The organism is Bradyrhizobium sp. USDA 3650, from assembly GCF_054057395.1.
This window is the reverse complement of the sequence record NZ_JBSRZG010000001.1, coordinates 2,474,327-2,497,830: the sequence shown is the minus strand read 5'-3', so window position 1 is coordinate 2,497,830 and position 23,504 is coordinate 2,474,327. Positions and strand designations below refer to the sequence as shown.

The 23,504-nt window shown below is 59.2% G+C and carries 19 protein-coding genes; 8 read left to right on the top strand and 11 right to left on the bottom strand.

Annotated elements, in window-relative coordinates:
- The first annotated feature begins 338 nt into the window (after nt 1–338).
- A complete protein-coding gene (locus ACVIN2_RS11750) occupies nt 339–1,490 on the top strand; it encodes a hypothetical protein (protein ID WP_456765717.1) in 1,152 nt (383 codons plus the stop codon).
- Nucleotides 1,491–1,574: 84 nt separating this feature from the next.
- Here the strand turns inward: ACVIN2_RS11750 and ACVIN2_RS11745 are convergent, their stop codons facing one another.
- A complete protein-coding gene (locus ACVIN2_RS11745; protein WP_456765716.1) occupies nt 1,575–2,303 on the bottom strand; it encodes a hypothetical protein in 729 nt (242 codons plus the stop codon).
- A gap of 197 nt (nt 2,304–2,500) precedes the next feature.
- Here ACVIN2_RS11745 and ACVIN2_RS11740 point away from each other — a divergent pair, with 197 nt between their 5' ends.
- Nucleotides 2,501–3,619 carry a UDP-N-acetylglucosamine pyrophosphorylase gene (locus ACVIN2_RS11740; protein ID WP_456765715.1) on the top strand — a complete coding sequence of 373 codons (1,119 nt, stop codon included), beginning with the start codon at nt 2,501–2,503 and terminating at the stop codon, nt 3,617–3,619.
- Between the two features lie 13 nt (nt 3,620–3,632).
- Here the strand turns inward: ACVIN2_RS11740 and ACVIN2_RS11735 are convergent, their stop codons facing one another.
- From ACVIN2_RS11735 to ACVIN2_RS11725, 3 genes are read right to left on the bottom strand one after another with little or no spacing between them, the layout of a single operon-like run.
- Nucleotides 3,633–5,993 (bottom strand): glycosyltransferase family 2 protein, encoded by a 2,361-nt coding sequence (locus ACVIN2_RS11735; protein ID WP_007606760.1) that lies wholly within the window; start codon nt 5,991–5,993, stop codon nt 3,633–3,635.
- On the bottom strand, nt 5,990–8,458 hold the full coding sequence (locus ACVIN2_RS11730) for a glycosyltransferase (protein WP_456765714.1): 2,469 nt from the start codon (nt 8,456–8,458) through the stop codon (nt 5,990–5,992). Before ACVIN2_RS11730 ends, ACVIN2_RS11735 begins: the two co-directional genes overlap by 4 nt.
- A gap of 56 nt (nt 8,459–8,514) precedes the next feature.
- Nucleotides 8,515–9,405 (bottom strand): hypothetical protein, encoded by an 891-nt coding sequence (locus ACVIN2_RS11725; protein WP_456765713.1) that lies wholly within the window; start codon nt 9,403–9,405, stop codon nt 8,515–8,517.
- A gap of 194 nt (nt 9,406–9,599) precedes the next feature.
- Here ACVIN2_RS11725 and ACVIN2_RS11720 point away from each other — a divergent pair, with 194 nt between their 5' ends.
- From ACVIN2_RS11720 to ACVIN2_RS11700, 5 genes are all read left to right on the top strand, one after another.
- On the top strand, nt 9,600–10,982 hold the full coding sequence (locus tag ACVIN2_RS11720; RefSeq protein ID WP_456765712.1) for a glycosyltransferase: 1,383 nt from the start codon (nt 9,600–9,602) through the stop codon (nt 10,980–10,982).
- A gap of 1,229 nt (nt 10,983–12,211) precedes the next feature.
- Nucleotides 12,212–13,282 carry a GDP-mannose 4,6-dehydratase gene (gmd, locus tag ACVIN2_RS11715; RefSeq protein ID WP_007606768.1) on the top strand — a complete coding sequence of 357 codons (1,071 nt, stop codon included), beginning with the start codon at nt 12,212–12,214 and terminating at the stop codon, nt 13,280–13,282.
- Nucleotides 13,263–14,213, top strand: coding sequence for a GDP-L-fucose synthase family protein (locus tag ACVIN2_RS11710; RefSeq protein ID WP_007606770.1), 951 nt, complete (start codon nt 13,263–13,265; stop codon nt 14,211–14,213). Before gmd ends, ACVIN2_RS11710 begins: the two co-directional genes overlap by 20 nt.
- A gap of 126 nt (nt 14,214–14,339) precedes the next feature.
- Nucleotides 14,340–14,666 (top strand): hypothetical protein, encoded by a 327-nt coding sequence (locus ACVIN2_RS11705; protein ID WP_007606772.1) that lies wholly within the window; start codon nt 14,340–14,342, stop codon nt 14,664–14,666.
- Between the two features lie 856 nt (nt 14,667–15,522).
- On the top strand, nt 15,523–15,813 hold the full coding sequence (locus ACVIN2_RS11700; RefSeq protein WP_007606774.1) for a hypothetical protein: 291 nt from the start codon (nt 15,523–15,525) through the stop codon (nt 15,811–15,813).
- Nucleotides 15,814–15,852: 39 nt separating this feature from the next.
- On the opposite strand, the gene ACVIN2_RS11695 is transcribed toward ACVIN2_RS11700, so the two are convergent.
- From ACVIN2_RS11695 to ACVIN2_RS11685, 3 genes are all read right to left on the bottom strand, one after another.
- Nucleotides 15,853–16,590, bottom strand: a complete 738-nt coding sequence (locus ACVIN2_RS11695; protein WP_456765711.1) for a metallophosphoesterase family protein — start codon at nt 16,588–16,590, stop codon at nt 15,853–15,855.
- A 5-nt stretch (nt 16,591–16,595) separates the two neighbouring features.
- Nucleotides 16,596–16,859 carry a hypothetical protein gene (locus tag ACVIN2_RS11690; protein WP_157234063.1) on the bottom strand — a complete coding sequence of 88 codons (264 nt, stop codon included), beginning with the start codon at nt 16,857–16,859 and terminating at the stop codon, nt 16,596–16,598.
- A gap of 114 nt (nt 16,860–16,973) precedes the next feature.
- Nucleotides 16,974–17,162, bottom strand: coding sequence for a hypothetical protein (locus tag ACVIN2_RS11685; protein ID WP_157234064.1), 189 nt, complete (start codon nt 17,160–17,162; stop codon nt 16,974–16,976).
- Between the two features lie 39 nt (nt 17,163–17,201).
- Here ACVIN2_RS11685 and ACVIN2_RS11680 point away from each other — a divergent pair, with 39 nt between their 5' ends.
- Nucleotides 17,202–18,632: an undecaprenyl-phosphate glucose phosphotransferase gene (locus ACVIN2_RS11680; RefSeq protein WP_007606776.1), complete on the top strand. Its 1,431-nt coding sequence runs from the start codon at nt 17,202–17,204 to the stop codon at nt 18,630–18,632.
- Nucleotides 18,633–18,669: 37 nt separating this feature from the next.
- Here the strand turns inward: ACVIN2_RS11680 and ACVIN2_RS11675 are convergent, their stop codons facing one another.
- From ACVIN2_RS11675 to ACVIN2_RS11660, 4 genes are all read right to left on the bottom strand, one after another.
- The gene (locus ACVIN2_RS11675; RefSeq protein WP_007606777.1) at nt 18,670–18,957 is read right to left on the bottom strand and encodes a hypothetical protein; all 288 of its coding nucleotides are present in this window, start codon (nt 18,955–18,957) and stop codon (nt 18,670–18,672) included.
- Nucleotides 18,958–19,247: 290 nt separating this feature from the next.
- A protein-coding gene (locus ACVIN2_RS11670; protein WP_456765710.1) for an IS630 family transposase occupies nt 19,248–20,190 on the bottom strand; the annotation gives its coding sequence in 2 pieces (ribosomal slippage) (nt 19,248–19,853 and nt 19,855–20,190; 942 coding nt in all).
- Nucleotides 20,191–20,492: 302 nt separating this feature from the next.
- The gene (locus tag ACVIN2_RS11665; RefSeq protein ID WP_007606780.1) at nt 20,493–22,724 is read right to left on the bottom strand and encodes a Wzz/FepE/Etk N-terminal domain-containing protein; all 2,232 of its coding nucleotides are present in this window, start codon (nt 22,722–22,724) and stop codon (nt 20,493–20,495) included.
- Nucleotides 22,725–22,756: 32 nt separating this feature from the next.
- Complete coding sequence (locus tag ACVIN2_RS11660) at nt 22,757–23,494, bottom strand: hypothetical protein (RefSeq protein WP_456765709.1); 738 nt, start codon at nt 23,492–23,494, stop codon at nt 22,757–22,759.
- Between the last annotated feature and the right edge of the window lie 10 nt (nt 23,495–23,504).

Below are 23,504 nucleotides of genomic sequence, written 5' to 3'. Positions count from 1 at the left end.
GTTTGATCAGAATTCGGGAACGCTTTCTGGACTGCATCGCACGACGGTGAGCCGGGAGGCTGTCAATTCATCGGTCCGAAGTGTTTGCCGGGATCCGCGCGGTCACCGGCAAACAGGCCTTCCCGGCCACACGGGCTAACATGGCGCCTGTGGCGGCCCCGGTTACTATATGCTCAAGCGCCCTTGTCTGGCTGGCGCAGCGGTCAGCCGCCTTGCGGTTAGCGCCCCCGAAAACGCCTAAACTCCTGGTCGTGCGGCGCAGTGCCCCTAGCTGGCTTTGCCTCTGTGCCTTCGCCGCATTAGGTTGACCAAATCTGAGCTGGATAGAAGCCCATTTGATGACGTTGGAGCCAACTAGAACTGCGGCAGGCATCGCGAATACCGCACATCCAGAAGTGGAATTTGCGCTCGTTCTGGCTCGCACAATTGACGCCGTGCAGGGAGATCCGGAGCAACTGCGCCAGGTTATCTATGAGTTGGCGCGGCAGAAGCTTGAGCAATTGCAAGCCGGCGATCCGGCTGAGCAGCAACGACTGGCGCTGGCGCTAGAAGTCGCGATTGCGGGCGTTGAAGCGAATGCGAAGGGCGGTCCGATCGTTCACGACAAGATCCGCTCTGCTGCGATACCTGAACGCTCCTTCCGCATAGCCGCGACCGTCGCTGATAAGACGAGCATCTTGGCAGCCGACAACGAATATGAATTTGGCGGATCATCACCCGTCGAGAATGTGCGAGGTTCTCGACGCATGTTGATGGGGCAATCGCAACTTTTGCCGGCCCTCTCTTTACGCCACTTGGCAATGTTCTGCTTCGTCGCCGGCGTTGTTGTTTGGGCGATCACGTTCGCAGGACGGACGTCATTGCCGACGCCTCAAAGGCCAGAGCCGATCCAGCCCAAGACTGAACTCTCGGTCCACAACAAGAGTTCTCAAGGTCCAACGGTCGAAAAGGCAATCCACGAGAGCAGGCCGCTCCCAGCGGCATACGGGGTATATGCGGAGCAGGGCGGCAAACTCCTTGCGCTCCAGATGTTGCCCGGGCATGCCCCGGATCCACGCGTTGCCATTTCGGCTGCGATTACCAAGCCCAGCGAAACGATGCTTCCAGATGGCAACGCACATTTCATAGTATTCGACAAGGACGGGCAGGGCGCGCACGAATCGGTTGAGGTGCGCGTGATTGCGCAGGTGAGGCAGGCAACGAATTTTGACTCGTCGGGCAAGCCGGTCGTCGCGCAGAAAGGCGGCACCTGGGTCATCCGCAACATCTCTGTTCCTTATCAGACGATTCCTTTGCAAGGGAATCCGCAGATGTACGAGATTCGATCCCGGGAGTCAGGAAAATCACTTCCTGCTGGGCGCTACGCGCTCATTGTACAGGGGAAGTCCTTTGAATTTTCAGTTGCAGGCCCGATCACGGACAAGCGCCAATGCCTGGAAAGTATTTCTGCGGCCAATGGCGTTTTCTATACCGAGTGTCCTGACACCTAGGTGTGATCGTCCGTTGCTACGCCTAATCTTCGCGCTCCAACTTCGTTGCGACCGCGCGCATCCGGCTGCTGGCACGGACGATCGCTATTTTTGCGCGGCAGGTCGATCGAGCCATTCGAGGAGTTGCCGGAGGTTTTCCGTGGTATCGTTTTCGGCCGGCGAAGGTGCCTCCGGCTCGTCAGCATCGTGGTCAATCCGTACAGCGTCAGGCGCTCCGTCTTGCTCGCGTGTTGTAAGCACCACGGGGGCGTTCGTCCGTTTCTCCTCGATCGCTGGTTCCGAACGATCTGGTCGCGGCGCTGGTGTCAGGCCTGCCGGCGATTGATCGAAAATCGCCGCGGAATCCTGCATGTCGACGGAGAAATTGGCGATCGTCTTAGCTCCAACATCGCCATCAAGCCCGGAATCGAGCCTGTAAGACGCAACTATCGTGCTCAATATGCTCGATAGAAGTGCCCTGTTTTCGAATATCAGGTAGGTTCTGGCGAACTGTTGTGCGTACTTTGCGCCGCATCTTGCTAAAATTGCCTCGGCCTGCGCGATGTCGCGATCGCCTTCAGCCAAGTGTCGCCAGCGGTCCCGATCGAAGCTCGTCGACTGCTCGCAGTCGGCGGTCCGGCCGACAGGTCGCACAATCGGTCCGATCGGCGATCGAACGTCCTGCAGTTTTATTGCCTCTTGCTTCCTTTCAGCAGCTTGCAAGACAAGCAGGCCGGCTCCCATCGTCACGAACCCGACCGCAGCCCAATCGATGGAAGCACAAAGAATTAACCCGATGAGCAGAAGTACAGAGCCAGCAATACGCATCATCAACCAAAGAAAAAATATGCTAAATCGCCGTAATCCTACCGTGTTGTCGTTTCTTTGACAATATAATTGGCATGCGTCGATATTGCCGTTGTCGTTCCAGCGATACTTGCCAGCCCCTGCGGATCTGCGTGCCCCTCAGAAGAGCCTCACATTCCCATCGCTTCCCGCCGATTAGCCTTTTACAGGCCTAGGAAAAGCACATGACGCCTTCGTTGCAAGATGCCCGCCTCCGGCAGCTCAGCGATAAGGGAGTTAACGTCGTCGATCCGCGCCAGACTTTTCTAGACGACGATGTCGACCTCGACCGCGTGTTTCCCGAAGCCATACTGTTTCCTGGCACTCGTCTGGCGGGGCGCAAAACGCTTGTTGGGCCGCGCGCGAAAATCGGGAGCGAGGGGCCGGCGACGGTGATCGAATCGGTCATTGGTGAGAGTGCTGAGATCGCAAGTGGCTATGTAACCGGCTCGGTCTTGCTCACCAAAGCGCGAATTGGTGCAAACGGCCACGTGCGCGAGGGGACGCTGCTCGAGGAGGAGGCCTCCACGGCCCACGCGGTGGGCCTGAAGCAGACTGTACTGATGAGCTTCGTCACACTTGGATCGCTTATCAATTGCTGCGACTGTCTGGTTTCAGGTGGACGGTCCCGCTCAAATCACACCGAAGTTGGAAGCGGGTTTATTCATTTCAATTTCACGCCATGGGGCGAGAGTGGCGACAAAGCGACCGCATCACTGTTTGGCGGAGTTCCGGACGGTGTTTTCCTCCGGGAAGAACGGATCTTCATCGGGGGCAGTAGCGGAATGGTGGGACCCACTCGAATAGGCTTTGGATCTTTCACTACGGCCGGGCAGGTTATTCGCTCGGACGTTGCGACCAAACGTATTCGTTCCGAATCGCAGCGCGAGGTGGACGCGCCTTGGGGATTCGCGGCACCCAGAAAAGCCGCCGATCGCGTTGAAAGAAACCTCGAATATATCGGTCACCTGGTCGCGCTGCAGGCATGGTATCGACGAATGCGCAAGGCACGTGTGCCCGACGATGATGTTTCGCTACCCCAGCGTCTGACGCTCGATGCCGCGATCGCGTTGCTGGACGGCAACATTGCTGAGCGATGGGTGCGACTTGGTCAGTTTCTCGGCCAACCGCTTCCACCGATCAAATTTCCAGCAATCGATTGTCCTCTTCAATTGAACAGCGACCCCGGCCCGCATATTAGCTGGGTCAAAAATCTGTCGCCTGAAGAGATTGCGTCCGGGCGCCGCTGGCTACAGGACACGGTTGACGCGGTCGTGATTGCCAACAGGCCTTCAGTTGGTTAATCGCCATGCTGTCTCAAAAGCCTGACGGGATCGCCCGGGAGCTCGGCGGCTGGTTCGTTCTCGGACTGCAATCTGCCGGCGGCCACGCTAATGCGCCGTAAGGCACCCCGTCACGCGACAATTGCGGGTTATAGGTCGGATCTTCCAAAAGTGCCTTTCCCCATCGCGAACGTAGCTGATTAAGCTCGCGATCGAACCTGTCCCGTCGGTCGGGGCGGTCGTCCTTGCCTCGACTTGCAGATTCAAGGTGAAGGAGCCGTGCGTGCGGCGTCAGTACGATGCGTTTGCCAATCTCACGCAATCGAAGACAATAGTCCACGTCATTGAATGCAACGGCAAAATTTAACTCATCCAGCCCGCCAAGCCGCAGATAGTCTGCGCGACGCGTCACCAGACATGCTGCGGTCACGGCGCTGCACTCGTGGGCTATGCGCAGAAGATCGAGATACCCCGGATCGCTGCCGAGCCTGTCTGTAAAGGCGTGGGTGGCCGCGAAGTTCATCCCGAGAACCACGCCACCATGCTGAACGACGCCGCCCGGCCAGGTCAAGAGCGCGCCTGCCGCCCCCACATCCGGCTCTGCAAGGCGAGACAACAGTTCGTCGAGCCAGTCGTCTGACGTCGCCTCGATATCGTTGTTGAGAAGGCATAATACATCGCTGTCAACCGCAGCCGCCGCGCGATTGTTGAGCTTGGCGAAATTGAAGACGCCTTCGACACGAATGGTTCCGATTCCCCGACGGGGCAGATCGGCCAAATAGTTCAACGAATCCGGATCAGTGCTATGATTGTCGATCACGAGAATATCTGCCCCGCTGCGCGCGACAGCAGGCGCAATGCTGTCGAGACATGTGCGTAGCATGGCGGCTCGATCACGAGTCGGTATCAGTATCGTTGTCTTCTGGCGTTGCCTCACACGTCTCACTCGCACCGCGGGAAACAAGCTTCCCTCGGATGGAATGACTTCCGATCTGATGGCACGCGCGATGAGGTGCCGTTGCGTGGCGGATTGCAGGTAAGGCGTGCAGTGAAGCCGGTCCAGCTTCGGCAAGGTCCCCGCCGAGCCTGATAAATGCAGGATGGCCCGTTGCGGCCCCGTCCGGTCGAGCATCGAGTTGAAAAGCCGATAAAGATTGTCAGGCTTCGAACGCAGCAGTTCAAAAGCGGCGTCGCGCCGAACGGCGAAAAGGTATGAGCAATAGCCCTGTTCGAGCATTCGTTCATAGTCAAATGCTGGCAAGGCGATTGGCCACAATCGACCATCGTCGGCGAGAAAGTCGAGGTCGCAATAGACTGCCGACGCATCGGGGTGGTCATCGAATGCTGCCGAAATCCGTGCCAAAGCATTGGGCGCCAATTGAATGCCGGCCATGACAAACACCAGGATGTCCGCCACTGGGTTCGTATCTGTTAGAAATTCAGAGACGAGGGCAGGATCTATCGCGGGGGGCGTTCCCTCGATTACGGCCGCAGTCCACGCCTCGTGACTCTGGCTTTGCAATGTCGCGAGTGTTTGTTCTGAGTCTCTTTCACCGGCAACGACAACGGCAAGTTCGAGCTGGCTAGGGCTCGGATCAGGCAATGGGAAACGCTCAAGCCAGGCTTCATAGTCCGCAAAGGGAAGCGAGGAAGGAATGAGCTGGTCGTAGAGTGTGCCGCGAAGACGCTCTGCGCCGTTATCTCCAAGGGAAGATAGGATTGCGGAAAGTCCGTCAGGGAAGGCGACGAACGTTGCATAAGGCATCAATTCGCCATCACCTTGACGCAGGCTCACCCGGTGGACGCAGCCATCTGCAAATCGCTGTGGCAAGTTGAAGTCGAACGCGCGAACATTGCGGCCCGAGTGGGAGGAGCCATTCTCGTCGATGCGCGTCCACTGAGTGGCGCGCAATTGCGAAACCGTCTCGCCATCCACAACGGCATCCAGGACAGTCTCGAGACTCGAGTCAACCCATCCATGGAAACGAAGGCCGCCTAGCCAGCGCAGGAAGCTTTTGGTGCGCGTATCATCGAACGTACCCTTTCGCGTCGAATTCAAGTCAATCGGAAGGCCAACCCCTGTCCCTAGATTTGCGATCCGCGCTTCGACGGTACGCGCCGTTGATAGATGATCGGGATCGAGCAACAGCTCAAATCCGTAGCGCGCATTCCTCATGCCCCGGTTTGCGAGCTCGGGAACGAAGCTCGTAGCATGACAGGTTTTAATCACCAGGCCATCCAGCAGAACGTCAACGGTAAAGTTGCGCCCGAGGTCTTCTGGATCGAATACGAAGCCCGTGAGCGTCCCGTCAGCGGCCAGAGCAAGCCGACTAACTTGGGTTCCAGTCACGGATTTCGGGGTTGAACCTGGTTGGCCGCGGGAAGCTCGGATCATGTTTGGGGCGCTCCTGTCCAGCTTGCGAGAGCGTCGGCGAGCGCCGCGTCATCGATGTCTGGCGAGATCGGAAGATCACCGGGTCTAGGAGCGACCAGGCGATTTGACCAATCGCAATAGGCAACCTTCCTGTTGGCTTGCCGGACGGCTTCGATGGTCGGATGGCCGAATAGAGGATCGCCAAAGTCAGTAAAGAGCCAGCTCGGAGCGTGCGGCAGCAGGACATCGGCGAGCTCTGCAAGGTGCGTGTTTCCCGTGACAAACAGATTAGGGAATGACATGAGCTCGAGGTCGTTCAAGGTTGCTCCGGCCACAACAATGGATACTGCCTCATGCTGCAATCGCGCGGCGATCGCGCGGATGACGCGAAAGATGACAGGCGATGATGATACGGGAACGATGGCCAGAGTTCTGCCAAGAGGCTGGCCGCTCGGAAGAACCAGCGGCTCGACTTTCCAGGACCGGGTGTTGATCGTGCGTCGCGGCATGCGCGAGCGTGCAAATGCTTCGGCCGCCGGCGTGGGGGCAAGGAGCGGCGCCTTTGTACTCAGTTGAGACGAAATGCCCTCCATATCTGCCGTGATCCAGGTGTCAATTCGGATGGCCTGGCTATGAGCAAGTCTGGTGAGTTCCGCGTCTACGGCCGGGTCGAGGACTTCGAGCCGCGTCGGCCGCAGATCGGCAATGATTTTGGCAGCACGATCCTTAGCCGCGTCGGAGGAGAGGTCGATAAAAATCGACTGTGGGGCACTTTCATCGTACGCGGAAAGGCGCAGTCCAGCGAGGTCTCGAATGATGAGGATAGCGTGCTCGCCAGCATTCGCAATTTCGGCGGCGCGCGCCCGTGCAATATCGAGGCTCGATCCCATGGCGGTAGCGATGAGAACGGAATCACGATCGAGGCGGCCTAAGCCGCGCTCGATCGTGGCGCGTGCGAAGCGCAAGGGGTCAACGGCTTCAAATGCCAGGCATTCTCTTCGATAGCCGGGAAAGCGCTGGTCAAGGATGTCGAGATTGCGCCGGACCAGCTTGCGCTTTTCCTCGCCAAACGACCGTGATCCGTGATGACCAACGAAGACCGAAGCCGAGCATACGCTCCGAAAACCGCTCGCACGGGCGCGTAGGCAGAAGTCGACGTCTTCGAGATAACCCCTTTCATAGCTTTCAGAAAGTCCAATCACTGCGTCCAGGCAGGCTCTGGTGACGTAGAGGCAAAAGCCGATCCCGCTCGGTACATCGACGACTATGCTCTTGTTGGTTGCCGCGGCTATCCGATCCAGAGCAATGAGTTCGTCATAGCCTGGCATCGGATTTTCTTGGTTCGGTATGGGAAAAGAGAAGATGTCGCCGTTATTCGAAAAGGGAGTAGCAGTTCCGATGTCCGGTGCCGAGTGTGCGGCGGCAGCCAAACGTTCGACGAACCCCGGGGGGACGACCGTATCCGCGTTGAGGAGGACGACGTCGCCATTTTTCACTTCGGATAGCGCACGGTTGATCGCGCCGACGAAGCCAAGGTTAATCGGATTGATCAGCAGGTCGATTTCGTTCGTGGCCGCAAGCTCGAGCAGGTGATCTCGAAGCTCTGGATCCGGGGTCGCGTCGTTTACAACCAGGATCCGATAGGCACTGTCGCGCGATTTTGTCTTCGTGCCGGGGCTGGCAGTCCGCGCTTGAATGAGACTTTGTAGGCAGCTCCTGGTTGCCTGGAGATCGCCATACACCGGCACGATGATCGTGGGCAGAGCATCGGACACATCGGCAACCGACTTGCTTGTCTCGCCCCGCGAGAGCCGTTGTGTGCAGCCGAGGTTCGGCGGAAGCCGCTGAATCTTGAACGCCTCTCCCTCGGAGGTCATGATCAGCTGCTGAGGTCGCTCTGAAGGCGGCCGACGGAGCCGGAAGCCGGTTGCCTTTATCTGACGGCTGGCCAGTGGATGAAACGGGTCTGCGACCAAAACGCTGGTGAGAGTGCCGTCTTCGAAGGATATCGTTGCCTCGATTTCGGCTTCGTCGCCCCAGGCAACCCAGCCGGCCACGTGACTATCAAAGACAGAAACGGCAGCCCATCGACGTTGGCCGGACGCTTGAAGTACCGCAATGGCGCTTCGGACCGTGTTGGGCGCTTCGTCATGAGCGATCAGGTTGGACGCTGCGGCCCGGCGACGCTCATCTTCGCTCCAGAGCAGCATCCGGCGATTTGCGTTGATATCTGTCGGGGCAATGCTGAGAGCTTGTGCGAGATCGCTGAGGGCGGCCTTTTGCCGGCCAAGATGCCAGTTCGCCTCGGCCCGCAGCACAAAACAATGCGCTGCCGGAGGAGGATCTATCCGACACCGCCGGTCCGCATAAGCCAGCGCGAGGTTGAAGTCTTGAGCCGAAAGGGCACGAGCAGCCCGCCGCTCGAGCAAAAAGTGATGTTGCAGACCTAAATATGCGGTCGCGCCATCATCTTGCTCCGATGCCATTCCAGCCGTCCTGCCCTCGCGATGGCGACTATCGGTAGCCGCTGTTGCCGGTTATCTTAGTCGACCGACGTGGTCTGACGGGGCCTGCTGCGAAACACCCGGACTCGACCAGAACCAGAAGGTTTTGAGGTGGTCTTGGCGGGGGTGGCGGCCTTGTTGGAAGCTGCGAGCGCCCTGTCCGCTCTCTCGATGGCGATCCGCAGGCCGATCAACGGCTCACGGCCGGTCGGACCCGATAGCACCACGCGTTGGCCGATCGCCCGAAGGGTTGGCGCGTTCAGGAAGAGAGCTTCAGCAACAAACTCGTATTCGTTGTTTCCTGCCATCTCGAGAACCACGCCCGTAAGCGGCATGGCGCGACCGCGCGTCCCTGCGAACGCACCAAGAGAGACCATCTTTCCGCTGCCCGATTGTCCCTTCAAAAACTGAACCGCGTAGCGGATCTCGACGCCGTCGGGCCGGTCGGCCCAGTCCAACGCAATGCCTTCGATCCGCGATGGGGAGGCTGGACCTGCGATCCAAGTGTTCGGACCCGCCGTCGTATCGCCAACACCTGCGACATGAGCGAGCACCTTCAGTCCGTCCCCCTTCACGGCAGAGCCGGTCCTGCCACTTTCGACCCGGCCGTGTGAAACGGCCGGTATGCGGCCGGGTTGGATCGGCTCGATGCGCACGACTGCCGCGCGGGAACCGCCTGGCCGCATCGGCAACACCTCGATTTGGAGGCGGCCGGGCGATCGAGCCCTAATGACGAAGCCCGAATTTGGCCCCCACAGTGTCGGTTCCGAGGCGTCGGGATGCAGGATGAACTCGAAATGGCCTTCATCGCCTCGTGCGGGCGCAACGATCACCTTCGGCGGAACAGCAGGGTCCTCGGCGCTCCGGTAATTTACAAAAAATAGCCCACGGTCGAGATCAACCGTCTTTCGCTGATCAGCTTCGCTCATAAACCGCCCCTGTTGGGCCATTGCGCTTGGCAAGGTCCGAACGCTTTAACTGTATCCAACTTATCACAGGCCTCAGACCTCGCGGCCGGAAATCTTTGTTATAGTGAAAGTCACAAGGTTTGAGCCGAAGGGCGGCTGGAGATTTTGTTAGGCGATGGCACTGCGGGTGAGCTTCCCATTTGGACGCAAAGTCAATGAAAATATTGTTTGTCCACAATAATTTCCCCGCCCAGTTTCGGAATCTCGCAGTCACCCTTTCACGCGAGCCCGGTCATCAGTTGGTGGCAATTGGAGCGTCGACTTCTCGGGCGATACCTTCAGTTAAGCTTACCAAATACGCGCTTGCCGATGCAGACGTTTCGATGACGCACCCATTCGCGAGGCGCTTCGATCTCGAGTGCCGACGCGCGGAACAAGTACTTTATAGCTTGTCCAGCGTCGCGGCTTCGGGGTTTTCTCCAGATGTAATTCTTGCGCACCCTGGTTGGGGCGAAACGTTGCCGCTGCGAACCGTGTTTCCGCGCTCCAAATTGGCAGTTTATTGCGAGTTCTACTATGGCGCCAAGGATCGCGACCTCGGGTTTGATTCGGAGTTTCCTGAGCCGGGTCTGGACGGCTATGTCGGGCTGCACCTGAAGAATGCCGCGACCCTTTTGGCTTTATCCGAAGCCGATCTCGGTATCTCACCTACCTCATGGCAGCATTCGACGTTTCCCGAGCACTATCAAAGCATGATCGATATCGCTCATGAGGGGGTCGACACCGACGTAATAAAGCCCAATCCCGCGGCGCGCCTTACGCTGCCCGGCGGGCGCGAACTCACTCGCGGGGACGAAGTCATTACATTCGTGGCGCGGAACCTCGAACCGCTCCGTGGCTATCACGTGTTCATGCGGGCGCTTCCGGAGATCCTGGCGCGGCGACCAAATGCGCAAGTCCTGATCGTGGGAAGTGACGGGCTGTCATATGGGCAGTCGCCGCCTGCAGGCACGACCTGGAAATCGATCTTCCTGAACGAAGTCAAAGATCAAATCGATGCTAATCGCGTCCACTTCCTTGGTCGGGTCTCGTATCCTGTCTTTCTGAGCGCTCTGCAGGTCTCATCCGCTCACGTCTATCTAACCTACCCATTTGTGTTGTCTTGGTCGGTGCTTGAGGCGATGAGCAGCGGCTGTGTCGTAATTGGGTCCGACACCGCGCCCGTGCGAGAGGTTATCCGCCCGGGGGAGACTGGCATTCTGGTGCCGTTCTTCGCGGTTGACGAATTGGTGGCAAAGACGGTTGAGGTGCTGGCGAGCCCATCGAAATTTACTGCTATGCGCGAGGCGGCCCGTCGATACGTCGTCGATCATTTCGATGCGAACCGGATCTGCATTCCGCGCGTTCGGCAACTGCTCAGTGAAAATGCGGCGCCGACCGCGGCAGCCAGAAGCGTCTGGCCGGGCAAGGAAGTGCCAACCGAAAAGAGAAGACGCCAGAACGAGGCTGTCAACCATTCGACGAAGGCAGATGTCGCCGACAGGACCAGTCACGTCCCAAAGTCAAGCCGGACAGACCAGCGGCGCAAATCTCGTTGATCGCTTGACGGTCTAGCGCCAGCGCTGGATTGCATCACCCCCAAACCGCCGCGTGAGGTGCTGTCTTGTTGGTGGTCACCCGGTTGCGCTGAAGCATTCGGCTCGAACTCGACCGGATCGAGGAGGTCGATGGTCGCGAATCTGTGGGGCGAGCATAAAGGCTTCGATGTCGCGCACATGCCACCTGGAGCCTCATCCCTCTGCCTGCGACAAGGCGCCCCGCTTGCCGGCCCGTCCGCCAGAAGCCATCCGCGCCGCTTTGACCGCGAGCCCGCCGTCTCCTGCATTGATCGACGGCCCGCGCCGCGCCCCCGGCCTGGCGGAGAACGGCCAGGTTGGCAATCGGCGTCTGGTTCGGCGCTCGAGAAGGGCTTGCTCAGCGGCTGTGCGGGTGGCCATCTTGATCTATTGATCGCCTTCAGCAGGCACGGTGTCGCGGCCCGGTTGGCGATCTTTTCAAGGCCATCGGACCAGACGATCTTGCATAGTCCGCCTCGCCGGCGCCCCTGACACTGTTGCCATGGGTAAGGCTTGTTCGGTAAGCTCCAAAAAGTGCCCGCTCGGTTCGGATAATTGACCGGGGGCGCGTCCGGCGAGCGCGAGCAGCGCGCCAGGGTGGACAACTTCCGCTACCTGGCGCCACGGGCATGTTGAGAGGGATGAATGATGTCGAGTTCGGTCCAGTTGCTGACACGCCTTGTCTTGGTCGCGGCCTGCCTATCCAGTTTGTCTACGTCAGCGGAGGCCGCCAAAGGCCATCGCCACCCGTACGCTCCAAGTGGTTTTGTTGCTGGTGTAAGGGGCGGAAACCCGCTGTCGGTTCCTTTTTTTGGGCGCGGCTGGTATCCCGGGACAGTTCATTATTACGGCCCCCCCGACGGCTGGTGCTGCCGCGCCGCGGTGATCTCCGTCAAATACTAATGTGCGTGCTATCCCACCGATTGGCGTGCGTGGTCGCGCGCCGAAGTGTCCTTGTTTGATTTGCGCAGTCCTGGAGCGAGTTGACGCTCCCGGGGCGTGTTAACTGTGTCACGCAAAAACAAGAGATAGGCTCGACGAAGAGCCTTCCTTTTGACCTGATGGAGACCGAGCCGCTGGCTCGCACCGGGGGTTGACCCAGGAGGCCTTTATGTCCAAGAAGGGCTCAACGTTGCGCGGTATTGTCGACCTCGGAGCCTAGCGCTGGCTCGCTCATGGCCCTCCGTTCTTTGGAGAGCAGTTTTTCGGAAATGGCTAAACCTGTTGCTCTAATTACCGGCGTCACGGGTCAGGATGGCGCTTATCTCGCCGAGCATCTGTTGTCGCTCGGCTATATTGTGCATGGCATCAAACGGCGGGCGTCGTCCTTCAACACCGCGCGCGTTGATCATCTCTATCAGGATCCGCATGTCGGCGACGTGCCGTTTGTGATGCACTACGGCGACATGACTGACTCGACCAACCTGATCCGGCTGGTGCAACAGATCAGGCCGGCCGAAATTTATAATCTTGCCGCACAGAGCCATGTTGGCGTTTCCTTTGAAAGCCCCGAGTACACGGCGAATGCCGACGGCGTGGGCGTATTGCGGCTCCTGGAAGCGATCCGCATTCTTGGTATGGAGAAGGAGACCCGTTTCTACCAGGCGTCGACATCTGAGCTGTATGGTCTCGTTCAGGAGATTCCGCAGAGGGAGACGACCCCATTCTATCCGCGCTCGCCCTATGGCGTTGCCAAGCTCTACGGCTACTGGATCACGGTCAACTACCGCGAGGCCTATGGCATGTTTGCGAGCAATGGGATCCTGTTCAATCACGAGAGTCCACTGCGTGGTGAGACGTTCGTTACTCGAAAGATTACCCGAGGTGTGGCGCGTATCGAAGTGGGAATCGAGGACGTCCTGTATCTCGGCAATCTCGAGGCAAGGCGAGACTGGGGCCATGCCAAGGATTACGTCGAGGGCATGCATCTGATTCTCCAGGCGGATAAGCCCGACGACTTCGTCCTTGCCACAGGCGAGATGCATTCGGTCCGGCACATGGTCGAGCTCGCTTTTTCAGAAGTCGGCCTAAATATCGAATGGCGCGGCAAGGGGATTGACGAGGTTGGCGTCGAAACCAAGAGCGGCAAGACTGTCGTCCGCATCGATCCGACCTATTTTCGGCCCACCGAAGTCGATTTACTCGTCGGCGATGCCAGCAAGGCGCGCGAGCGGCTCGGCTGGAAGCCGAAATACACGTTCCCGCGGCTCGTGCAGGAGATGATGGCAAGCGACCTCAAGGAGGCGATGCGGGAGGCCTCAGGTGGCAAAGCCAGCGTTTGAGCTGAGAGGCAAAAGCGTTTACGTTGCCGGCCATCGCGGTATGGTTGGTAGCGCGCTCGTGCGCCGGCTCGCGCGGGAGGACGTCAGGCTCGTGACGGTCGATCGAAGCGTGGTCGACCTGTGCAATCAGTCTGCGGTGTTCCAGTGGTTCGCCGTGAACCGGCCCCAGGTCGTGTTCTTGGCCGCGGCCAAGGTGGGTGGCATTGTAGCCAACAATACCTTGCGGGCCGAGTTCATCTACGAAAATATCGCGATTGCTACCAACGTGATTCAGGCGGCCCACTTGAACGACGCCGAGAAGCTGATGTTCCTCGGCTCCTCTTGCATATATCCAAAACTTGCGGCTCAGCCCTTGCGCGAGGACGCGGTTCTGACCGGACCGCTCGAACCGACCAACGAGCCTTATGCCATCGCCAAAATCGCCGGCATCAAGATGGCGGAAGCCTATCGTAGCCAGTACGGTCGCGATTTCATCAGCGTCATGCCGACCAATCTGTATGGCCCCGGTGACAACTACGACGCGAAATACAGCCATGTCGTTGCGGCACTGATCCGCCGGTTTCACGAGGCCAAGCTGTCAGGCGCGGCAACGGTCGATGTTTGGGGAACCGGGACGCCCCGGCGCGAGTTCCTCTTCGTTGACGATATGGCAGACGCCTGCGTGCATCTTATGAAAACCTATTCGTCCGGCGAGCTTATCAATGTTGGCAGCGGAGAGGACATTACTATTGCCGAGTTTGCCCGTACTGTCGCAGCGATAGTCGGCTATCGGGGCGAGATCACGTTCGATCCGACCCGGCCGGACGGCACGCCTCGCAAGCTGCTGGATGTCAGCCGTCTTGCCGCGCTCGGTTGGTGCGCCCAGACCTCACTCGAGGACGGTATTCGGCTGGCTTATTTTGCTTATCTGGCGACTACCGCTCCGTCGTAGCCCGAACAGTGGGTCTCGGGCGTGATCTCCCTCTCCATCACGGAGCAGAATCTAAGAAAAACTCGATGCCCAATTTAAGCCATTATTAGAATATCGCCGCTAGAAAAGATGTGATTTGGCGGAGCAATGAACGTGACGACCTTTTATCTGAGCGCGATGCTCGTCGGTATGGTTCTTGGAATCCGTTTCCGGTTCGTTGTGTTATTTCCAGCCATTGCCGCTGGGTGCGTCATCGTAGCTCTGATCGCGATGGGCGCTGGTGAAAGTGTGTCAGATGCGGCACTCTCGATGATCGCGACTGCCTGTCTGCTCCAGCTTGGCTATGTCTGTACGTCACTCGTTGCGGCGCCATTTTTCAGGGGCGAGGAGCCGAGCGAGGGGCGTGAAACCAAGCCTTCCCGATTGAATGGAAGCGCCGATCCGCATCGCTCGACGTCCAGGTTCGCGGGCTGATACGCCAGTCCAGAAGGACGTGGCGGGCAACGGGTCCAGTTCCGCCCTGGGCCCCAAGCGGGCGCGGCGACACAATGAAGTCGCCGCTGCCGAGCGTCGTCGCCGCGACATTCTTGAGCAGGATCGCATCGAGCGAAATTCAGAAGATTCGATGCCGCGAAACGCGCCATCGATTGATCAGTTGCATCGCCTGCCTGCTCAAGCCCGCTTTCCGCGCCATGTTCGGCTAAGGTCGGAGAGCGGTCGAACGCGGGTGGCGTGCCGCGCGGATCTGAACTTTCGCTAGTTGACCAGTCTTGCCGAATGCCGACAAAGATAACTGAAGATCAGAGCTTTCTGCTTTTGCTCCCATTGGATCGCGCCCGGCAGCGAATGGAGGGACCGACGATTGTCGTGATCGCGATGCTCCGTAGAGACATCGGAATAGCTTTGTGAGAAGCTGCGCGTCGCTTCTTGGGGGATGGCACTCCGGATTGAATTGAAATCCAGAGAACAACGCCATGCGTCTCGGCTCAGGTACGAACAATCTTTCAGCACTGGTCAAGATCGAGAACCATGATGTCGACACACTGGTTGCTCTTCATGGGCGTCGCACTCTCCAGGGATGGTCTCAAGGGTTCTGCAATGGCGTCTGCCTCAATCTCCGTGTCGATTTTCTGCGCCGGCGCCTTTTTAGGCTATGCTCTTCGCGCCTGGCGAAACCAGCGGGACATCGAGATTTCATCCGCTCGCTCTTCGCATCGGTCCGTTCGCTCGCTACGGATCTCGACCTTCGGACATGCCCGACGGGCGTTCTAGCCTCGTTCGTTTGCGCGAAACCTTCGCAAGACTGAGCATCGGAAGGGGGTACAAAGGCATGACCGAGGCGAGGAAGGACGCTCCGCGGCGATACATCGTCAACGGAGCTGGGCAGCGCGTGCTCGTGGGCCTCACGACCTCGGAAACCATCGAATTCGAGCGGTTGGACAACCCGCAAGTCGAATTCGAGGCCGGTGCCGTGCCTGACCAGGGGCGGTTGGAGGAGCATTGCCCCGGGCGCACCGCGAGCGCGCAACGCTGGCTGGAGCTTTACGGCAAACATGAACGCGCCTGGAGCGTTTGGATTGCTGAGAGCCGGGCGCACTTGCATCCACACGTGCTCAATTAGCTGGCAAAGGCGGGATCAGCAAGGCTCCCGTCCAATCGTTTATACCGCGAGCATGCTGCTTCCCTGAATGCTCATCAAAGTGAGATTGCCAGTTGCATAGGCTCCCGTATCTATATTGACGCGATTAGCGAGGAACTCGGCGCTGCGGACCGGCGTATGACCGTGTACAATGTATTTGTCGAACTGCTCGTCGCTTCTCAGGAATTCTTCACGAATCCAGAGTAAGTCACGCTCGGTTTGCTCGGCCAACGGAACCCCTGGTCGAACTCCGGCATGAACGAAGAAAAAGTCTCCACAACTGAAGCTCAGCCGCAGATTGTCGAGGAATTCCAGATGCTCAGGCGGCATTGCGCGAATCAGGTCGCGCAGGATCGAGGCCGGTTTGTCGCGGGTCAGGTCCGGCGGCGCGAGCCCGTAGGACACCAATGTCTGGGTGCCGCCGACGGCGATCCAATCCTCGAACAATGAAGGGTCATCGAAGACCCTCACCAGAAATGCCTCGTGATTCCCTTTGAGGAAAACCGCGTTGCCCCGGCGGCTTCGTTCGATCAGGACGTCGAGGGTGGCGCGCGTATCCGGGCCGCGATCGATGTAATCGCCCATGAAGACCTCGATCGCGTAGCGCGGCCGGCTGCACGCAACGTCGGCGTCGATCACGCGCAACATGGGCTGGAGCAGATGCGCGCATCCGTGAATGTCCGAGATCGCGTAGATGCGGACTCCCTCCGGCAATTGCGGTTTGGGAACAGGCGGGCGTGGTCGGGAGAGAGATATCATGGCGCTCAATCGATCGGGTGGTCGAAAAATTTCCCCAAGTCGCCGGCACCGGAGAGCTCCCATCTAACACGAACAACGTGAAGTCGGTGGAGAGCGCCCTTGTTGTCCGGCTCGATCACGCCAAAAGAAGGGCGGCAGCTTTTGCCCACCTTGTCATACGATCGCGGTGCGAACGGTCGGCCCGTAAGAATTGCATCGCTGAAGGCGAGAGCGCGGCAAAATGCATGCCGGAACGCAAATCCGCATCGCACGCCCAGATAGAAAATCATCGAAATTCTCGCAAATGACTCATCGTGCTCCGCCGAAGGATTGCATCGCCTGAAAGATGAGCGAAGAGGTGCTCGCGCGACGGCAAAAGCATCGCGACGGACGCGGGACTTGATTCAAAATGGGGCAGCGCGTTCGCTCATATGTCGGCACTGTGACGACATTTTCAGCGCGTCAAGTTTCGCTTCGCATTTCAACACGGCAACATCATTCGTGCGCCGCAAAAGTTTTGCGTGCAGCGCCACAATGTCGCTGCGATCACGCAACACGTTCTGCGCGGGGAAGTGACGAGTCTTCAGCATCACGATGAGCGTCAGACACTCTCTCGATAGGTAGAGGTTCGAATGGCTGTTGCAACTTACGGTTCTGAAAACGCTCACGCGCTGTCGTCGACGCGAGGTGGCGCTCTTCAGAGGCCATTTCAGATTGTCGTCATGGCTGCTGACTTTCTGCTGATCCTGTTGAGCTATGCCGCCGGGGCTTCGCTGTACGGCGCGGCCGTCGCTTCGCCCACCGACGGCGCTCCGGTGGGAGCGGGATTATTCGTCGGCGTGGTGTTCGTTGCGGTCGCCTATTTCAGGGACGTTTATGCCACGCACCGGCTGCTCAATATCGTCTGGCAGCTTCGAAAGGCGGTGTTTATCTGGCTTACGTCACTAACGATCCTTGCCGTTGCTGCCTTCTTGCTGAAATCGACCGACAATCTGTCCCGCGGCACCGTCATCGTGTTCGCCGTGATCGGCGGACTTGGCTTGGTCAGCCTTCGCTTCGTCTGGCAGGCGGTGTTCGGTACGAGCTTTGCGAGAAGCCGGCTGGTCGATCGCAAGGTGATCCTGCTCAGCCTCAAGCCGCTCGATTTCACCTCCAGCCGCTTCAAGGACCTGCGGAGAAACGGCTTCGACGTCATGCGCCATTTCGTGCTTGGCGACGAGCGGGATGACGGCCATTGGGAGCGGCAGATTCGCGATGTGATCCGTCAGTCGCGCTCGGCCGACGTCGATGAATACCTGCTTGCGATCGACTGGGACGAATTGCCGATGCTCCGCAAGCTCGGGCCCTATCTGCGCGCAGTCCCGCAGCCGATACGCCTGCTGCCGGACGATCCGATCGCCGACCTGGTGGCTCGTCCCTTCCTGCCGGTTAGTGGAACCGTAGCGGTCGAAATCCAGCGGCCGCCGCTCACCATTCTCGAGCGGTTGCAGAAGCGCTGTCTCGATGTCGGCGTGGCTCTGTTCGCGCTCGTGATCCTGACGCCGCTGCTGCTCACCGTTGCCGTGCTGATCAAGCTTGATTCCCCGGGGGCGGTCATATTTCGCCAGTCGCGCCGCGGCTTCAATGGCAGGCCGTTCGAGATCTGGAAGTTCCGCAGCATGACCGTTTGCGAGAACGGCGAGGCGATTGCCCAGGCGACCAAGCAGGATGCCCGCGTCACCAAGATCGGGCGCTTCCTCCGTATGACGAGCATCGACGAATTGCCGCAGCTCTGGAACGTGATGCGCGGGGACATGTCGCTGGTCGGGCCGCGTCCGCACGCACTTGCTCATGACAATTACTACGACGAGCTCATCAGCAAGTACGTTTACCGCCACCACATGAAGCCGGGCCTGACGGGCTGGGCCCAGGTGAACGGCTTCAGGGGGGAAACGCCGACGATCGATCTGATGGAGAAACGGGTCGAGTATGATGTCTGGTACGTCAGCAACTGGAGCATCTGGCTCGACCTGAAGATCATGGTCCGGACAGCGTCCGCCGTGATGTTCCAGGAAGCCTACTAGCCGCTCAGCCCTTCACTGCCGGAACCGGATCGAAGAATCAGGTTCCGTCTCTCGACGACCTGCTGAAGAGCCGCATGATCGCATCGCGCAAGGCGAGCAATGGCGGCACCAGCACGAAGAAAGCCCCCATCGCAACGGAAACGATGACATAGCGGGCCGAGAAGGGTTCGTCCTGCTCGATTTCCCGCTGGCTCCGGTCGATGGGCTCGGGCGAGAGCGTCGTCGCCATCGCCTGCGGGCGCGGTTTGCGCGGGGGAACAACGATCAACACAAACAGGATGTTGAGCATAACCCAAATCATCAGAATTGTCAGGACAATCAGCATTCCGAGCCCACCGGCAAAGAACTAAAAATATAGGCTAAGACTAGCCTCACGGAACCCAGAAAGAAAGATGCTAAAAAGTTTCGGCATTTTGACGCATCGAGGACCCGGATTGCCTCGTCTTGCCGATGAAGGGTTGCCAATTGGCGCATTGTCCTAACCATCGTTGTCTCGCCAATCCTTGCTTTTGGCTATGCCAACAACCGTAGTTTGTGGATTCCGGACGAATACGGGGGCCTCAGCTGTCGCGGTGGGCTCGGCGCAATCGTCGGTCTCGTGCGCCCTAGAGCGTTTCACATTTTGACTGAACCATAACCAGCGTTAGCGAAAAAGTTTGCGCATTCGCGCGGCTGGATGTCTTGGACGAGGTGACCGATGTGGCGCCAAGTCTCCTCGATGGTGCGCTTCTGAGCCTGCCGCATCCAGTGTGTGATCTTGGCGAAAGCCTGTTCGATCGGATTGAGGTCGGGTGAGTATGGCGGCAGGTACCAGAGCCTGGCGCCAGCAGCCTTGATGATCTGCCTGACAGCTTTCGACTTGTGGCTACCGAGATTGTCGAGAATGACGATGTCGCCATCGCGCAGGGTTGGCAGGAGAAGGTGCTCGACATAGGCGCGGAAACATTCGCCGTTGATCGGCCCGTCAAAGACGCAAGGGGCCGTGAGTTGGTCATGGCGGAGCGCGCCGAGGAACGTGAGGGTGCGCCAGTGACCGTGCGGCGCGAAGCCGCGCAGGCGGGCGCCTTTGGGCCCCCAGCCCCGCAAAGGGGCCATGTTGGTCTTGATCCAGGTCTCATCGATGAAGACGAGCCGGCCCGGGTCGAGCCCGGCCTGCCAGGATCGCCAGCGCCTACGAGAGACGTCGGCGCGAGCCTGTTCGAGGGCGAACAGTGTTTTTTTTGAACCGAAGCCCTTCCCGGCGCAGGAACAGCCAGACCGCATTGTGGGAGACCTTGACCCCGCAGGCTGCCAGTTCCGCTTTCAAAGCATGTAGCGTCAGGTGCGGCGTCTGAGTAATCCGCTCGACAATGAAGGCGCGGTGCGGATCAAGCACAGGCTTGCGGTGACCGCCCATCTTGCCGGGCGCAACCGAGCCGGTCGCCCGCTGCCGCTGTGACCACTTCACAACCGACGAGACCGCAACACCAAACCTTTCCGCCACAGACCGGCAGCTCTCGCCCGCCAAAACAGACGCCACCACACGCTCGCGAAGATCCAGGGAAAGAGGTCGGGTCATCCGATGCTGGCCTCCAATCCAGTCAGCATCTTGAATCACAAACCGCCAAAAACCGGAATCCCCTCCGATTCAATTAAGCAATGGAACGCTCTAGGAGCCCTCGATCGCCTTCAAGCGACAGTTCCACGAAACGCAAAAAGGCCCGCTGCCAAATGGCCGCGGGCCCGAGGTCGTTCCAGTTCGGCGCGACGTCGCGCCTCCTAAAAAGGCGATGCGATCAGGATGAATCGTCATCGCGCTTTGGGTCGTGGTCTAAGCAAGATCTTTTCGGATAGCCGCCGTGCACTTTTCCGAACCATGCTTTAGGCATGCTCGACGTAGTAACTGTTGTGGTGCTTGCCCTTGTAAGCCTCGATGCGCTTGAGCATCTTCGGGTTGGCGCGGTTGAGCACGGCGCCGAGCAATTTCTTCTGCAGGACTTCCGATCCCGAAATCGATTCCTGAAGAGCGCTTCGTGTCGTCTGCCCCCATTCGATCACGTAGACCATGGCGTCGATCAGGAAGCTGACGGCCTTTGCATCCGCCACCGGCATCACCGGCGCCAGGTCGATCACGATGTACTCATAGTGCTCTTTCAGCACCTTGAGCAGCTCGGCCATCGCCTTCGATCCAATGACGTCGGCCGAATTGACCATGCGGGAGGCCACCACGGACGGCAGGAAATCAAGCCCCGTCTCCTTGCTTCGCTGCACGTGGTAGCCCAGGCTGGCCGGATCGTTGAGCGCCTCGACCAGTCCGGTCGTGGCGTTCGGCGCGAGCTCGCGCGTGAGTGAGCGCGTGTGCAGGTCGCCGTCGATCAGGACCGTGCGATGTCCGGTGAGCGCGACCAACTGGGCGAAGTTGGCCGCCACCGTCGTTTTTCCCTCCTTGGGGAGAGACGATACGATGCCGATCACCTTGATCTCGCGGGTCAGGCGCGCAACGTCGATCGACACCTTGATGTTGCGCAACGTCTCGGCAAACCGCGAGAATGGATGATCGACGACGTAGCGGGACAGGTTGGGTGGACCGGTCTTCGCGGACGTCGACAACAACGCGCCGGTCTTGGTCGGTGGACGAATGTCGGGCAGGACGCCGAGGCACTTCACGCCGAGCTCATCCTCGACCTCTCCGGGCGTCCGCAAGACATCGCTCAGCATTTCACGCCCGAATGCGACGCCGAAGCCGAGGCAGAGGCCGCCCACCAGGCCGCCAACCAGCGCCAGAACCGTACGCGGCGAGCTCTTGCGATCCGGCCTGTTGGCAGTGCTGATGAGTCGCGACTCGCTGAGCGGAAAGCTCTGATTCTGCGTCGCGCTTTGCAGCTTCTCGAGGAAATTGTTGTAGAGATTGCGATAGGTGTCGGCCGCGCTTTCGAGGTCGCGCAACTGGACCTCGGCCTGGCCGGTGTGGCCGGCCTGGGCGACGAGATCCTTCACGCTATTGTCGAGAGAAGCCTCCCGGCTCTTGGCGATCTCGTAGTCGCTACGATAAGCGTCTCCGATCCGATGCAGTTCGTCCGCCATGTTCTTGCGGATTTCCTCCATCTTATTGGCCACATTGACGGCGGCAAGATGGGCCTTGCCATAACGCTTGGACCAATCGGCATACTGAGCTGCGAGATCGAGGTATTGCGCGCGCAGGCGGGTGATGACCGAATTGTTGAGAGCGTCGGTCACGGTGGATTGTGCGACATCCTGGTCCGAAATCGTGTTGATCCGGTCGAGTTTGGCCTTGGCTTCGGCCGTCGCCGCGCGCGCCTGAACCAGCTGCGTATTGAGGTCAGACAATTGCTGTTCGGACATCAGGCCGCGGCTGGTTCCGACGATGTTGTGCTCGGCCTTGAAGGTCTGCACGGCACGGTCGCTGGTGGTTGCCTGCTCACTCAGCTCGATGCTGCGCTGCTGAAGCCATTCGGTTGCCCGCTTGGTGGACTGATATTTGGCTTCCAGCGCGCCGACCAGATAGGCATTGGCAATGGCGTTGACGATCTTGGCGGCCTTGTCGGGGCTGCGGGAGCGATAGTTTAGCGACAAGACATAGGTCGTCAGGACGCGCTCGGTTCTCAGGTTCTTCTGGACCGCCTCGACCACGGCATGTTCGAGCTGCTCCTGCGACCCCGGTTCGCCGGAACTGAACAGCGACATGACCTTGCCCAGGACAATGGACAGAAGGCCCGGTTTGGAGCCGTTGAACTCCGGATCCTCAGTCAACTTCAGGCGACGGACGACCGAAAGGATCAGGTCGTCCGAATTGATCACCTCGACCTGGCTGTCGACGTAGCCTGTGTCGATCAGGGCGCTGTTGGCGTTGCTGTCCTTGTCCAGCACCTGGGCCTGGCGCGTATCCATCATGATGCGGGCATTCGCCGTGTACATGGGTTGCGCCGTGACCAGATAGACGATCACCAGGGCCAGCGAAGCACCAGTACAGGCTGCGATGATCGGCCATTGCCGGCGCAGGACGTCGGTCACGCGCTCGAAGCTGAGGACGGCCCCGCCGAATTCGATGCCGAATCGGTGTCCCGACTGGAAATGTTCTCTAGGCTGATACATTTGCTAATTCGCTGCCTTTTGACGATCGCTGATCAATTCGGAAGGGGGACGGGCTTGAACGGGTTGGCCAGCTTGGTCTTCCACTCGCCTTCGAGCAGCGCCCCGCCTCGAGGCGGTTGCGCCGGGCCCTTGTCTTGCGATTGCGCCTGGGCGCCGGAGGCGTCGTCTCCCGCGGCGGCATAGCCTGCCTGCACGCTGAGATCGCCGATCCGCTGCACGAAATCTCTGATCTTGCGTGCGGCGTCCGGCTTCTTCGACGTGCATCGCCCTTCGGCAATCCTCAGCGCGGCGCCGATGGACGAGCGATCGGTTGAAGCCGAAGTGGAGATGAGCGTCTGAACGGACGGCAACACCGACGGGCTTGTGGCGATATAGTTGGAGAGCCGATATCTCAGCTTCTCCTTGTCATTGCGCAGCCGCTCCAGGAGCGAGGAGGGCGATTTTACGAATGTGTCGAGTTCGAGCTGTGAGGCACGATCGGAAAATTCGACGCACTGGGCGCGGCAAGCATCGATACTCCCGACCATCAAGGCTGAACCTGCCAAGATGATTGGTAGCCATCGCGATCTCGCAAGACAACGTGTTAGTCTGCAACCCATCCGTGTCCCTTCCTCCCTGTTGCAATAGGAGAACACGCGAAACCTGACAGCTAACTGTGTCAATTTTTGTGCGACGCAAAAGCTGAGTGCATGTGCTCTAAGACAACGCGTGCATTGCCTTTTCCCGATCGGTTGCAAAATGGAGATATGCAATGCCTGCGAGATCGGCATGCCTCCGCCT